Genomic DNA, 14,914 nt, shown 5'->3' on the forward strand with positions numbered 1-14,914 from the left:
AACAGAGCTTTTAGTGCCACTTTTTAGAGTGTTAACCTCACCCGGATACAATGTTAACTTCCTCTGAACGCAATGTTAACTTCCTCCGAATACGATGTTAACTTCATATAAAGACAATATTAACTTCCTAAAGGCAAGAAATCGATCATCTCTGATCATCCAAAGTATATTTAATCACAAAACAGTCCGGATATCGTATACTAATGCCATATTTATGCGGACTACTTTTCTATTTCACACATATAGAATTCTTCCCTTGTTTTAAAAACAGAGTAAATCCCTTCTTTCTGCTACAAATAAGCAGTAAACCGCGTCCTTTTGACTAAAAGACATCCGCCTTTCCCAATATAAAAGGCTTCACTTCTCCGATATACCTATAAATAAGTATATTCTTTAATTTATTTCTATATAAACTAATAAATGTATATCTTTGCCCCCGCTTAGGTGATGCAGTCGAAGCATTCCGTTCGATGCATAAAAGGGAATCCGGTGAGAATCCGGAACAGTGCCCGCTACTGTGATGCCCATATACTCCGCATTCTGTTCAAAGGAGGAAAGGAAAGCATTTCTACACATACCACTGTCGATGCCGGAAGGCAAGGCGGGAAGGTTGCTTTCTAAAAAAGGGATAGTCAGGAAACCTGCCGAGCAGACATAGATAACAGTGCCGTCCCGGGGTCAGGAAGGCCGTTTATTAACACATTATTCATAAACATCAATGGACAAAAGATGCTTACTGACCATTCTCTTGGGAGGATGTGCAGCGGTGAGTGCGTTTGCACAGCAACACGCAACAGGCAAAGACAAAGAGATGACTGTGGACCTGAACCCTGTAGTTGTGACAGGTACCGGTACACACCAAAGACTGAAAAACACACCGGCTCCGGTGGAAGTAGTAACTGCCAACGAAATAAAGAAAGCCGGTATCACAGACTTTCAGCAGGCAATGACCATGCTCGTTCCTTCCCTTTCATTCTCTACCAACTCAATGGGTTCTTACCTGATGATGAACGGCCTCTCCAACAAATATGTACTCATCTTGATTAATGGCCGAAAACTGATAGGGGACACAGCGAACAATATCGACCTCTCACGCATCGACATGAGCCGCGTGAAACGCATCGAGGTGCTTGACGGCGCAGGTTCATCACTTTATGGTTCTGATGCCATTGCAGGTGTAATCAACATCATCACCAATGAACCGAAAGAACTGATGCAGGTGACTTCTACCACCCGATATGAAGATCACCGCCAACTGACACAAATGGTAAATGCGGACATCGCTACTGAAAAGTTCGGTTCGTATACCTCCTACAAACATGAACAAAGCGCAGGGTGGAGAAACAGTGACTTAGCATACGTAACAGATAGTAAAACAGGAGCAGTATCAACTATTCCCACCGTATCGCCTACATCCAATGGCTTCCACTCAAATTTAGTAAATCAAAAGTTCACTTTCCAACCGACTGAGAAGTTCTCTTTCTATGCTAATGGAGGTTACTACTGGAAATTAACAGATCGCCCTGTATACGATAAAAGCATCGACGGAGGTTCTAAATATAACTTGCATTACGAATCATATAACTTCGGTGTAGGCGGACGCTATAAAATCAATAAGCGGTCTTCTATTCAGTTGGATTTGATGAATGACAACTACATGCAAAATTATAAATATACTGTGGCTGACGACAAAAGCAAGATTGCCATCGGAGACTATGCCAAAACTAAAGAACAACATTTCTATGACGCAGAGTTAAAAGGTATCTTCAATTTTGCCAGAAACAATATGACTGTAGTCGGAGTAGATTACCGTTCAGAAAGCCTGGACCGTCCCAGTGCAAAGGTAGATAAGTCTGTGTATACAGCATCTGCTTATGCGCAACACGAAATTAAATTATGGAATTGTCTGACCGGTATTGCCGGTGTACGCTACGATTATCACGAACTGGCAGGAGGACGCTTTACTCCGAAAGTGGCTGTGATGTATTCAGTAGGTGCTTTCAATATTCGTGGTACTTACTCCACCGGTTACCGTGCCCCTGGTCTGGACGAACTTTATTATTATATGAATAAAGGCAAAACGATCACACAAGGTAATAAAGATTTGAAAGCAGAACACAGTAATTATTATTCTGTTAACTTGGAATACAATACAAACCGCTTAAATGTCTCTGTTACCGGTTATTTGAATTATATAGATGATATGATTAATTCTACTACATATAAACTTGCAGATCTTCCTAACGGTGAAGAGTTACGTGCTCAGGCCCAAAAAGAGTTCAACCTGACAGACTCTGAAACAAAAGCGTTAGCTAACTACAAACTCTACGGCAACCTCGACAAAGGTGTTGTCAGAGGTTTTGAAGTAAACGCAGCCACCAACCTCGGCGCAGGCTTCAGCCTGAACGGAAACTATGCTTACGCTTATGCACGTGGCAAGAGTGTGGACGGTGTATGGGGTAACATTGAACGCTCGGTACGCCACACAGGAACCGTAGCGGGGAATTACAGCCATTCCTGGGATGACTATCTGCTGAACATCAACATCAACGGACGTTTCCAGAGCAAACGCTTCCATCCGGGACACAGCTATGGTGACGCTCCGGGTTATGGGGTGTGGAACCTGAACGTAAAACATTCACTGACAGGATTCGAACACCTGGGACTGGACTTCGGCATGGGGCTCGACAACATTTTCAACAAACGTGATACCCGTCCCAATGGCGTTAACTACGCACTTCTTTCTCCGGGACGTATGGCATATGTAAGTTTAACTCTCCGATTCAAGAAATAACCAATGAAAACATCTATTCTCTCTTTACTCTTGTTAGTTTCCCTCTTCTGCTCCGCGCACGAAGGGGGAAACTTCGTGGCCTCCGATATGCTGGCCACCATGCAACCGGGCGATAAAGCCGCCCTTCTTATGGTACACTTCGGTACTACATACGATGACACCCGTACCAAAACAATCGATGCCATCAATGCCAAAGCCAAAGAAGCATTCCCACAACTAGAAATGCGCGAGGCTTATACTTCACGTATTGTCATGCGCCGCCTCAAAGCTCGCGGCATTGAGAAACCCAGTCCACTGGAAGCACTGTTGAAACTTCTCGGAGATGGCTATACACATGTCATTGTGCAGAGTACTAACATTATAGAAGGTGTTGAGATGGAGTCGTTGAGACGTGACGTTGCCTCAGTAGCGTCATTCTTTAAAGAGATCCGGGTAGGTAACCCTCTTCTTTATTCGGTAGAAGACGCTGAGGCTGTGGTGGATATCCTGGGCAACAGCAAGCCGGAAAAAGGCAGTGTGGTCCTCGTCGGACATGGCACTTATACCCCAAGTACAGCTACTTATGCCATGATCGACTATATGCTGAAAGCCAAAGGATTGAAAAACTTTCATGTAGGTACCATCGAAGGTTACCCTACATTCGACACCATGCTTCAGCAACTGAAGGATAACAAAACCAAGCAAGTGACGTTGGTTCCCTTTATGTTTGTAGCAGGTGACCATGCCAACAACGACATTGCCGTCGACTGGAAAGAAGCTCTTGAAAAGGAAGGCTTGAAAGTAGATGTACGTATGCAGGGATTGGGTGAAATACCCGCTATCCAACAACTGTTTATCGACCATGCCCGGTTTATGCTGAAGCACAAAATGGTGGACATTATGAAGAAAAAAGCCAAATATGCAAAAGAAAAAGACGAATGAAAAGAGTGATATTAATGGCAATAGGCAGTGCACTATTGCTCCCCTCGCAGGCACAGCTGCAAAACAAAAAATATACCAACTTCAATGATTCTATATTCTCAATCAACGAAGTAGTAGTGGCAACCAACTACAGACGAAAGACCGATGCCCTGAAACTGGATGTTCCCGCCAAGTTCATTCCCATTTCAACCAATTCAATCACTTCCGGAATGCTTGAGAAACGAAACATCCGGGACATACAGGAAGCTGCCCGTTTCCTCCCAGGCGTACGCTTCCGCACCTCCTACGGAGCCTTTACGCAGTTCTCCATCCGCGGGTTCGATAATTCCGTGATTATGGTGGACGGAGTGCGTGACGAACGTTCATCCATCGACAATTCCTATCCGTTTATGGACCTGTCTTCCGTTGAAAGTATCGAATTGCTGAAAGGTCCGGCTTCGGTACTCTACGGACAGTCCGCCGTAGGTGGCGTTCTCAACATTGTCCGTAAAGCTCCCGTAAGCAAACAAAGCGTATACGCACGTCTCGCTTATGGCAGTTATTATAACAAACAGGCTACAATGGCGTTAGGCGGCAAACTGGTAGGTCCCCTAAACTATCGTGCAAGCGTCAACTGGCAAGATCAGGAAGGATGGAGAAGTAATGCTACCAAACGTCTTTCCGGATACCTGGCCCTTGGCGGACATCTGACTGAAAGCGACGAACTGGACATCCGTATCGGCGCCAACCGCGATTTCTATCCGACCGAGATCGGTTTACCTCCCACAATGTCTTATGATATACTCTCAGCCACAGACGGCAGCAAATACCTAAGCAAAGGAGATGCCCTGCCCGGACTGAACAAAAAAGCCCGCTACAACAGTGAATCGGACTTTATGTACAACCGTGGTTTCAACGTATCCGTCCTGTATAAACACACCTTCAGCGAAGCGTTCAAGCTGATGGACAAACTCTCTTATACGTATGACGATATTGATTACTTCGGTACTGAGTCATTGGACTATCTGACAAGTGACAGCCCTATCTATGATCATTATTACATGACCAAAGACAAGCAAGGTAACGACACCAAAAAGTATATCTGTCTGGATTCCATCTATTACAGTTATCCGCTACGCTTCTCACATATCGCTAAAACAGTGAACAACCAACTGGAAGCAAGCGGTAAGTTCTATACTGGAGACGTTGTGCACAACTATCTGGGCGGTTACTCTTTTGTATCCCTGATGCGTGACTCTTACATGGCTTATGGTGGCGGAAGTACCGGAGCTACCGGCCCCGGAACCACAGGACACGGTTCGGTATATAATCCACACAGCATTGGCTGGATGGAAGCGCCTTTCAGATTTGTCACCGCACAGAAAACATTCACCCACGGATTTTACCTGCAAGACCTGGTGGAGTTCAGTGATAAACTGAAAATGATGCTGGCAGGACGTTATGACTTGTTCATGTACAAGACCGCCAACCTGAACACCAGCGACGGAGGACGCCATTATGACAAACCGGATGACGATGCATATAACAAAATCACCAACGGTGCCTTTACGTTCCGTGCCGGATTGGTGTATCTGCCTATTGACAAAGTGTCCATTTATGGTTCATACGGTACTTACTTCAAACCTATCCGCGCATTTTATGACGCTAATACCATTTACATTGATAAAGATGGTAAAGAGTTTATTCCGATAAATGGTAAAGAGGTATTCAAGCCGGAGAAAGGTTTCCAGGTAGAAGTGGGAGCACGATACGAGATCACACGTACGTTGCAGGCTAACGTAAGCTTGTTCTATATTAATAAAGATAATATCCGCCAGACTCTTGCAAACAAAGGAGACATTGCCAATGGTGTAGAACTGGACAAAAAAGTTGTAGGGCAAGTGGGTAGAATGGATTCCAAAGGATTCGATATTGATATTACCTGGAGTCCTATTTACAACCTGTCTATGAGTGCCGGATACGGATACACCGACGCCAAAGTGCGTGACCTGGCCAACAACCCTTATATGCAGACAAACGCAAGCGAAGGCAAGCAGTATGCTTATATCCCTAAAAATACCTTCTACGCTTTCGGTGCCTATACGGTTTCAAAAGGTATGCTGAAAGGTTTGGGAGTGAATCTCTCTACCAGTTTCCAGGACAAAGTGTACCGCAACTCAGACAATACAAGTTCGTTCGATGCTTACTGGCTGACCGACCTCGGTCTCTCTTATACATTAAAGAGCAATGTGCGTCTGGGAGTCAACGTCAACAATCTGTTCAACAAGGAATACTGCAACCAGGCACTTGGCAATCAATTGATACCAAGCATGCCACGTAATTTCATGCTTTCTGCGTCTTATACTTTATAATGATGATCACGAAATTGATGTATACCATTCACAGGGTACTGGGCACACTGCTCAGTATCCTGTTTTTAGTTTGGTTCCTATCAGCTTTTGTCATGATGTACCACGGATTTCCACGTGCATCTCAAGCTGAAAAATTAGAGAAACTGGAACCCCTGTCTCCTTCACTGCCTTTTGTCGGCGAAATCACTTCCCGACTGCCCGAAGGTGAAAAAGTGAAAGGAATCCGGATAGACCGATACCTCGGACAGACCGTCTTCCACATCCGCACGGACAAAGGTGAACATAATCTGCCCGCTGACTCTGCTCAGGTACTACCATCTGTAGACGGATCCCGTATCCGCCGGACAGCGTCCCTATGGTGCAGTGCGCCGGTGGAGCGGATAGATACGCTGAACCGGCTCGACCAATGGATTCCGTTCGGTAACCTGAAGAAGGAGTTTCCCATTTATAAGTTCCACTTTGCCGATGCGGAGAGACACCAGTTATACATCGGCTCACAAAGTGGAGAAGTATTGCAGTTCACCACCCGTAACGAACGTTTCTGGGCATGGCTGGGGGCTATTCCACATTGGGTTTACTTCACCTGGCTCCGGCAAGATGCCGCTTTATGGAGCGTCACGGTGATCTGGCTGTCGGGCATTGGCTGCCTGATGACGATTGCAGGACTGTGGATAGGTATCGACATCTGGCGCCGCTCACGCAAACAGGGAAAAAGTTTCTCTCCCTATCGCAAAAAGTGGTATCACTGGCATTATGTGACGGGAATCGTTTTCGGTCTCTTCGTGCTGACATTCTGTTTCAGCGGAATGATGTCACTGGCAGAAGTTCCGTCCTGGATCAGCAAACCGGTATTAGATAAAAATCCCACACGCGAAATAAAGAAAGGAGCACCGAGGTTAGAGCAGTATGTGCTGGATTACCGCCGGATATTAACCGAATATCCCGACGTACGCCAGATAGAATGGAGTAATTTCCGCTCGCAACCTTACTATATAGTAAAACGAAGTGAAGGAGATCTATATATCGATGCATCGGACTCCCTGTCGCGCCCGCTGAAACTGGACGAAAAGCAGATAACGGATGCCGTGAGAGCCATACATGGTGACAGTGCCCGGCTACATGTAACACTGATCAACGAATTTGAAACCTACTACAGGGATATGACCCGGATGTACCGTAACCGCAGTCTGTTGCCCGTCTGGAAAGTCACTGTCGGCGACGCAGACAAGAGTTGTTACTACATCCATCCGGAAACGGGCACCGTACGATATGTGAACGATACGGCCCGTTGGAAATACTGGATGTACACTGCCCTGCACCGCTTACGCATACAGGGGCTGAACTCTTCGCCTACACTCCGTAAAACCGTTCTTTGGGTACTATTGCTGGGCGGTACTGTCTGTTCGCTGAGTGGTGTAGTGCTCGGAGTGAGGTACATCGAACGTAAATGCAGAAAGAAAATAAAAAGATAAAATGAAAGGGTCCACCCATCTTTATGTTCCCGAATAAAAGGCTAAAAACGGATTAATCCGTATCTTTGCTACATAGTTTCTCTAAATCAGGAATAGGAAATGAATCAGGTTCACCACAGAGGACACAGAGGACGCAGAGAATATCTTTCTCTTAAACATCCATATAAACAAGAGATTAAAACTCTGTGCCCTCTGTGTCCTCTGTGGTGAATAATACTCAAAACCGATAAATTATGAAACAACCCAAGATAATCGTAGCCGGCATCGGGCCGGGAAGTGAACAAGATATTACCCCTGCGGTGCTCGCTGCCGTGAGTGAAGCAGATGTAGTGGTGGGATACAAGTATTATTTTCGTTTTATCCGTGACTTTGTCCGTCCGGATGCCGAATGTATCGACACCGGAATGAAGCGCGAACGGGTTCGTGCCGAACAAGCTTTCGAATACGCCGAACAAGGCAAAACAGTCTGCGTCATCAGTTCGGGCGATGCAGGTATCTATGGCATGACTCCCTTGATATATGAAATGAAACGCGAACGACAGAGCGATGTGGAAATCATCGCCTTGCCCGGAATCAGTGCTTTCCAAAAAGCTGCCTCCCTGCTGGGTGCTCCGGTAGGACACGATTTCTGCGTCATCTCCCTCTCCGACCTGATGACTCCGTGGGAACGCATTGAACGCCGTATCATCGCTGCCGCACAAGCCGATTTTGTAACTGCCGTCTACAACCCCAAAAGCGAAGGACGCTACTGGCAGCTATACCGCCTCCGGGAATTGTTTCTGCAGGAAGGGCGCTCGCCGGAGACTCCGGTGGGATATGTCCGCCAGGCGGGCAGAGATGAACAGGAAATACACGTAACGACTCTTTCCGCATTCGATCCGGAAGAAGTAGACATGTTCACGGTCATCATCATTGGTAATTCGCAAACCTACTCTTTCGGTGAAACGATGATTACTCCCCGCGGGTATTATCGTGAGACAAAAGAAGACGCAACCGGCATCGGACAGGATATTATGATACGCAGTTTCCGTACCATCGATGGAGAATTGAAAAACAAAAACATCCCGCTCGACCATAAATGGGCTTTGCTCCATGCCATCCACACAACGGCGGACTTTGATATGGAAAAATTACTCTACACCGACCCCGGTGCAGTGGCTTCACTTTATCATGCCATCGGTGAGGGAAAATTGAAAACGATTGTCACAGATGTGACCATGGCTGCATCCGGCATTCGCAAAGGTGCCTTGCAACGTCTGGGTGTCGAGGTAAAATGTTACCTGAATGATGAAAGGGTAGCAGAAATGGCTGCCTCTAAAGGCATCACCCGCACACAAGCCGGTATCCGCCTGGCCGTAGAAGAACACCCGGACGCTCTATTCGTATTTGGCAATGCTCCCACGGCACTCATGGAACTGTGCGACCTGATCCGCAAAGAGAGAGCGCACCCGTCCGGCATCGTTGCCGCTCCCGTAGGTTTTGTCCACGTACAGGAGTCCAAGCACATGACCAAACCCTTCGTTCACATCCCCAAACTGATTGTAGAAGGCCGTAAAGGAGGCAGTAACCTGGCAGCCACACTGGTCAACGCCATCCTCTGTTATCCGGATGCCGAACAATTAAGACCAGGAAGAGACGTTTAAAAGGAGAGAAAACCCATTAGAAACTTAAAGACATGACAGATCACCATCATCCCACCCAATTCATTGTCATCGGTCTGGACGACAGCCCTGCTCCTTATCTCCCACCCTCGATACAGGCACTGATACGCAAGGGTAAGGTCTTTTCAGGGGGCTTGCGTCACCATGACATCATCTCCGCCTTCCTTCCCGAAGGGGCGGAATGGATCGATATCACTGTCCCTCTCGACGCGGTATTTGCCCGTTACGAGGCCTACGACCACATTGTTGTCTTCGCTTCGGGTGACCCGCTCTTTTTCGGATTCGCCAATACCATCCGCCGGCGTTTGCCCGAGGCGGGGATACAACTTTATCCTACCTTCAACTCCCTGCAAACACTGGCTCACCGATTAGTCATGCCTTATGACGACATGCGCACCGTATCCCTCACAGGGCGTCCCTGGCATGAATTTGACCGGGCACTGATAGAACGCACACCGAAAATGGGCATTCTCACCGACAGGGAACACACCCCTGCCGCTATAGCCCGACGTATGTTGGACTATGGCTACACTCATTATACGATGTACGTCGGCGAACATCTGGGCAACCCGGAACGGGAACGTATCCGCCGGCTGGAACTTCAAGAGGCGGCAGAACTGACCTTTGAATATCCCAACTGCCTGATTGTCCATCAGTACCCCGACACCTATACTCCCACCCACCCCGGAGCGCGTATAAATCTTCCTCCACTCGGAATCCCCGATGAAGAATTCGAACTGCTGGACGGGCGTACCAGGATGATCACCAAAGCTCCCATCCGTCTGCTTACACTCAGTGCGCTGGAACTGAATCGCCGCGTCTCTTTCTGGGATGTCGGTTTCTGTACCGGCTCCGTATCCATCGAAGCCAAACTGCAATTCCCGCACCTGCACGTTACCTCCTTTGAGATCCGTCCCGAAGGACAAAGACTGATGGAGGTCAACAGCCGGCGTTTCGGCACTCCGGGCATCACCATCCTCATAGGTGATTTCCTTGAAGCCGACCTCGACACCATTTCCCGCCCCGATGCCGTCTTTATCGGCGGGCATGGCGGACATCTGAAGGAAATAATTACACGCATCTCCCATTACCTCCTTCCGGGAGGATGCATTGTCTTCAACTCCGTATCCGAAGAAAGCAAGTCGCTCTTTATCGAAGGGATAAGAGAAGCCGGACTCCGGCTCCTCAGCGGAACAAGAATTGCCGTCAATGAATACAACCCCATTGAAATACTCAAAGCCGAACAACAATGAAAACAGCTATTATCGTAATATCAGAAGCCAGCATATCCATGGCAAAAACCCTCAAGCAGGAACTACCTGAGTCTGAAATTTTCTCTACCATCGCAAATGCCGACTGCCGGCATATCCCGGCCCTTCAGGAGGCAGTTCCACAACTGTTCCGCGACTCCGACGCACTTATCTTTATCGGGGCGATGGGCATTTGTGTGCGTGCCATCGCTCCCTGCATTGAAGATAAGAAGACAGATCCCGCCGTGCTATGCGTAGACAGTACGGGACGCTACGTCATTTCCGTACTCTCCGGACACGTCGGCGGTGCCAACGGACTCACCCAATATGTGGCAGGCATTCTGGGTGCCGAACCTGTCATCACCACCCGTAGCGACCGCACCGGACTCTGGGCACTCGACACCCTCGGAAAGAAATACGACTGGCAGGCAATCCCCAGCGAAAACTGCGACATGAACCACCTGATCTCCCTTTTCGTCGACTGTGCACCGACCGCTCTGTTACTCGATATTCGTGACGAAGGCACTGCCCAACTGGAACACACCTTGCCGTCACACGTAGATGTGTTCTATAACTTCAAGGACATAGATACCGGCAAATACCGCCTGTTGCTGCTCGTCACTCCTTATTTGTATGAAACTTCCGGCATGCAAGCACTCTACTATGTACCCAAAGTGCTGCACATGGGTATGGGACTGGCACGTAACGCCGGCCCGAAGAATGCCGTCATCACCCGCCTGATGAACACCTTACTGGAGGCAAACATCATACCTGCCGCCATTCGGACCATCTCCTCCATTGAAGAGAAAAAGCATGAAGAAGTACTGAAACTGCTTGCCGATGCTTATGAACTGCACTTGTACACAGCCAGCCAACTCAGCCAGGTAGATGTACCTACCCCAAGCGAGGTAGTCGATAAATACATGGGTACGCCCAGCGTATCCGAAGCCTCAGCCTTGCTGACAGCCGGAGGCGGCCCGCTGATTCTGCCGAAGCAGAAATGTGAGAACTTTACCGTTGCCATTGCCCTGGACAGCGTAGCCGTACGCCAAGGGCACATCGAAATTGTGGGAGCCGGTCCCGGCGATCCCGAACTGATTTCGGTACGCGGACGCCGTTTCCTTGAAGAAGCCGACCTGATTCTCTATGCCGGTAGCCTCGTCCCGCGCGAACTGACCGAATGTGCCAAAGCCGGAGCCACCATACGCAGTTCGGCGTCCATGACTCTTGAAGAACAGTTTGCCCTGATGAAAGACTTTTACGACCGCGGACAGCTGGTAGTCCGCCTGCATACGGGCGATCCCTGCATCTATGGTGCTATCCAGGAACAGATGAACTTCTTCGACCGATACGGCATGCGTTATCACATCACTCCGGGCATCTCGTCATTCCAGGCCGCGGCCGCTGCCTTGCAATCACAGTTCACCATCCCCGAGAAAGTACAAACCATCATCCTCACCCGAGGCGAAGGACGCACGCCCATGCCCGAGAAAGAGAAACTCAACCTGCTGGCACGTTCGCAAAGCACCATGTGCATCTTCCTCAGTGCGGGTGTGATCGATCAGGTTCAACAGGAATTACTTGAACATTATCCTCCCACTACCCCCGTTGCCGCTTGTTATCATCTGACGTGGAAAGACGAACGCATCTATCGTGGCGAGCTGAAGGATCTGGCACAAATCGTAAAGGAGAACAACCTGACACTGACCACCATGATTGTCGTAGGCGACGCCATCGACAACCGTGAAGGATTATCACGCCTGTACTCACACCAATTTAAACATCTATTCCGTAAGTAAAATGATACTGATATTAGGAGGAACAACCGAAGGAAGGAAGGTCGTCGGCATTGCCGAAGAAGCCGGAAAACCTTATTACTATTCAACCAAAGGAGACGAACAGGAAATCAGCCTGCAACACGGAATACGGCTCACAGGTGCGCTGACCCAGACCACCATGAAAGCCTTTTGCCGAGAGAACGGTATCCGCCTGCTGGTGGATGCCGCCCATCCCTTTGCAGAACAACTGCACGCAACGGTCACCGCCGTTTCACAGGCGCTCGGCATCCCTTGCATTCGGTACGAACGCATATATGATGACCTGTTCAAGCTGTTTAATGAAGAGATGTACGATGAATATCCGCTCAAACTGAGGGAAAAGTATGAAGAACTGTCAGAGTTACTCAACGAAGAAGGTATACATCGGGTACTTGCCCTGACCGGGGTCCAGTCCATCCCCAAACTAAAACCCTTCTGGAAGAAAAAGGAAAGTGAGTGTTACTTCCGCATTCTCGACCGCGAAAGCTCCCGCGAGATAGTCCGGAAGGCAGGCTTTCCCGAAGACCGCTTGGTCTATTATACTCCCGGCAAAGAGAACCTGCCCGAACTCCTCCGGCAACTCTCTCCGGAAGTCGTTCTTCTGAAAGAAAGCGGCGTGTCCGGAGGATTCTCCGAGAAAGTGAACATCATTACCGAACAGGGAATCCGTCTTTATATCCTTCTTCGCCCTTCTCTGCCCCCGTATGACCAGACAGTGAATGGAGTGAATGGAATGCGCCGTGCCATCGAGCACTTTCTGCCCGACTTCCTGCCCCTGCGCAGCGGACTTACCACCGGGACATGCGCAACCGCAGCCGCCAACGCAGCTCTGCGGAAACTCCTGTCGCCCATACCCGGAAATAGAATAGAAGACGTTTCCGTTTTGCTCCCCAACGGAGAAAAGATTGCCGTCCCTGTCCATTCCGTTACCGGCTCGTTCACTGACCGGCGCATGGAAGTCTCCTGCACTGTGATCAAAGACGGAGGCGATGATCCCGATGTCACGAACGGGCTACCCATTGTAGCTACCGTATCCATCGATATTTCTGAAGAAAAGCCGCACACCGGAGGTGAGCGGCAACAGGTTATACAAATCCACGGCGGACAAGGTGTCGGTACCGTCACCCTGCCCGGATTGGGACTGGAAGTAGGCGGACCGGCCATCAACACCACTCCCCGGCAAATGATTACAGAAAATCTGCAGCATATCCTTGACAGGCACAAACCCCTGCCCACTGCCCCCATACATGTCACCATCTCTGTCCCCGGAGGCGAAGAGGTTGCCACTCGCACCTTCAATCCCCGCCTCGGTGTTGTAGGTGGCATTTCCATTATCGGCACCAGCGGTATTGTGAAGCCATTTTCTTCCGAAGCATTTGTCAATTCCATTCGTAAAGAAATGTCGGTAGCCCAGGCTACAGGTTCTCCCCGCATCGTCATCAATTCGGGTGCCAAGAGCGAAAAATACATCCGCAGCCTCTACCCTGAATTACCCTCACAGGCTTTCGTCCATTATGGTAACTTCATTGGTGAAACCATCCGGATCGCTGCCGAACTCGGCATCCTGCAACTCACGTTGGGGGTTATGATCGGTAAAGCCGTAAAGCTGGCAGAAGGACATCTCGACACGCATAGTAAAAAAGTAACGATGAATAAAGAATTCCTGAAAGAGATAGCCCGTCAGTCCGGGTGCAACACTGCCACTGTAACAGCCATCGAAGGCATCACGTTGGCACGGGAACTTTGGGAACTCCTGCCCGAAGCGGAACTTCAGGCATTTTGTTCATTACTGATCGAACAATGCCATCGCCATTGCGACCCACTGTTGCCCAACGGAGAACTGACTATTCTGCTGATAACGGAAGAAGGGAAAGTGATTCGTTAACTGATTTTAATTACACACATCATTCTCTTCTTTGCCTATGATACCATTATCCGAGTTTTTCTTTGCAACATAGAAACCACGTCCGGGCGTCCACTCCACACAAAACAATTCACTGACGTCCGGATACCCCTGCCGGGCAAGATTATCCTTCAGCCACTCTTCCGTTTTACCGGCACTCTCCAATGAAGAATCCAGCACTGAGCCACTGTTTACGAAAAGATACGATTCCGATTTGGAATTGCGGGTCGATACCGTAAGTTGCCCGTTTGTTTCAAAGCGCACATCATCCACATCCATCATCGAGAAGATGCCATTCTCACGCAAAAGGGTACGGAACTGTTCCATTTCCAGCCCGTTTCGTTTAAATTCTTTCAGATTGATCTGACCATTGCGGACAATCATCACCGTATCTCCCTTTATAAGGCGACGCAACGTTTTGAAACGAAGCAGATAGCGAATACCCATGTTGAAACAGGTCCACACCCCCAAAGAGAAAACGAGTTGCCATGCCGATACATCGGGACTATAGATAACACCTCCGACGAGCGCACCCAGCACAAAAGCATTGACTGAATCAAGAGGAGTCAGTTGCGCCATCTGTGTTTTACCGGAGATACGAAGAAAGAAGAGCACGCCCAGCATGCCTACCACAATTTTGACTATAATAGTAAGGTACATCATCTGCAATAATAGGATTTAATTTTACAAAGAACAACATCCGAAACGAGATTTTGTTTACGAGCAGACCAAATTCTTCCCTCTC

At 48.6% G+C, this 14,914-nt stretch carries 9 protein-coding genes and 1 riboswitch; of the genes, 8 read left to right on the forward strand and 1 reads right to left on the reverse strand.

All coding sequences use genetic code 11. The features are described 5' to 3' along the window. Positions 1-425: 425 nt before the first annotated feature. Positions 426-664, forward strand: a riboswitch (cobalamin riboswitch). Positions 665-718: 54 nt separating this feature from the next. The 8 genes from DBK98_RS16340 (at position 719) to cbiD (ending at position 14,151) form a co-directional block, all read left to right on the forward strand. Beyond that, entirely contained in the window at positions 719-2,794 is a 2,076-nt protein-coding gene (locus DBK98_RS16340) for a TonB-dependent siderophore receptor (RefSeq protein ID WP_032537090.1), read from the forward strand. Positions 2,795-2,797: 3 nt separating this feature from the next. Beyond that, on the forward strand, positions 2,798-3,715 hold the full coding sequence (locus DBK98_RS16345; protein WP_032537091.1) for a sirohydrochlorin cobaltochelatase: 918 nt from the start codon (positions 2,798-2,800) through the stop codon (positions 3,713-3,715). Then, a complete protein-coding gene (locus DBK98_RS16350) occupies positions 3,712-6,066 on the forward strand; it encodes a TonB-dependent siderophore receptor (RefSeq protein ID WP_032537092.1) in 2,355 nt (784 codons plus the stop codon). Before DBK98_RS16345 ends, DBK98_RS16350 begins: the two co-directional genes overlap by 4 nt. After that, positions 6,066-7,538 carry a PepSY-associated TM helix domain-containing protein gene (locus tag DBK98_RS16355; RefSeq protein ID WP_032537093.1) on the forward strand — a complete coding sequence of 491 codons (1,473 nt, stop codon included), beginning with the start codon at positions 6,066-6,068 and terminating at the stop codon, positions 7,536-7,538. The genes DBK98_RS16350 and DBK98_RS16355 overlap by 1 nt, the downstream gene beginning before the upstream one ends. A 233-nt stretch (positions 7,539-7,771) precedes the next feature. After that, positions 7,772-9,181 (forward strand): precorrin-3B C(17)-methyltransferase, encoded by a 1,410-nt coding sequence (gene cobJ, locus DBK98_RS16360; RefSeq protein WP_005806359.1) that lies wholly within the window; start codon positions 7,772-7,774, stop codon positions 9,179-9,181. A gap of 32 nt (positions 9,182-9,213) precedes the next feature. Further along, positions 9,214-10,452: a bifunctional cobalt-precorrin-7 (C(5))-methyltransferase/cobalt-precorrin-6B (C(15))-methyltransferase gene (locus DBK98_RS16365; RefSeq protein WP_032537096.1), complete on the forward strand. Its 1,239-nt coding sequence runs from the start codon at positions 9,214-9,216 to the stop codon at positions 10,450-10,452. After that, positions 10,449-12,248, forward strand: a complete 1,800-nt coding sequence (gene cobM / locus DBK98_RS16370) for a precorrin-4 C(11)-methyltransferase (protein ID WP_032537097.1) — start codon at positions 10,449-10,451, stop codon at positions 12,246-12,248. The genes DBK98_RS16365 and cobM overlap by 4 nt, the downstream gene beginning before the upstream one ends. 1 nt (position 12,249) lies before the next feature. Further along, positions 12,250-14,151, forward strand: coding sequence for a cobalt-precorrin-5B (C(1))-methyltransferase CbiD (cbiD, locus tag DBK98_RS16375; protein WP_032537099.1), 1,902 nt, complete (start codon positions 12,250-12,252; stop codon positions 14,149-14,151). A gap of 6 nt (positions 14,152-14,157) precedes the next feature. On the opposite strand, the gene DBK98_RS16380 is transcribed toward cbiD, so the two are convergent. Then, on the reverse strand, positions 14,158-14,832 hold the full coding sequence (locus DBK98_RS16380; RefSeq protein WP_005806367.1) for a DUF421 domain-containing protein: 675 nt from the start codon (positions 14,830-14,832) through the stop codon (positions 14,158-14,160). Between the last annotated feature and the right edge of the window lie 82 nt (positions 14,833-14,914).

This window comes from Bacteroides sp. PHL 2737, from assembly GCF_004115325.2.
GTDB lineage: Bacteria > Bacteroidota > Bacteroidia > Bacteroidales > Bacteroidaceae > Bacteroides > Bacteroides hominis.

What these genes read in the sequence shown, in the direction of transcription:
- DBK98_RS16340 (WP_032537090.1), top strand. Translation starts at nt 719, where the DNA reads ATGGACAAAAGATGCTTACTGACCATTCTCTTGGGAGGATGTGCAGCG.
- DBK98_RS16345 (WP_032537091.1), top strand. Translation starts at nt 2,798, where the DNA reads ATGAAAACATCTATTCTCTCTTTACTCTTGTTAGTTTCCCTCTTCTGC.
- DBK98_RS16350 (WP_032537092.1), top strand. Translation starts at nt 3,712, where the DNA reads ATGAAAAGAGTGATATTAATGGCAATAGGCAGTGCACTATTGCTCCCC.
- DBK98_RS16355 (WP_032537093.1), top strand. Translation starts at nt 6,066, where the DNA reads ATGATGATCACGAAATTGATGTATACCATTCACAGGGTACTGGGCACA.
- cobJ (WP_005806359.1), top strand. Translation starts at nt 7,772, where the DNA reads ATGAAACAACCCAAGATAATCGTAGCCGGCATCGGGCCGGGAAGTGAA.
- DBK98_RS16365 (WP_032537096.1), top strand. Translation starts at nt 9,214, where the DNA reads ATGACAGATCACCATCATCCCACCCAATTCATTGTCATCGGTCTGGAC.
- cobM (WP_032537097.1), top strand. Translation starts at nt 10,449, where the DNA reads ATGAAAACAGCTATTATCGTAATATCAGAAGCCAGCATATCCATGGCA.
- cbiD (WP_032537099.1), top strand. Translation starts at nt 12,250, where the DNA reads ATGATACTGATATTAGGAGGAACAACCGAAGGAAGGAAGGTCGTCGGC.
- DBK98_RS16380 (WP_005806367.1), bottom strand. Translation starts at nt 14,832, where the DNA reads ATGATGTACCTTACTATTATAGTCAAAATTGTGGTAGGCATGCTGGGC.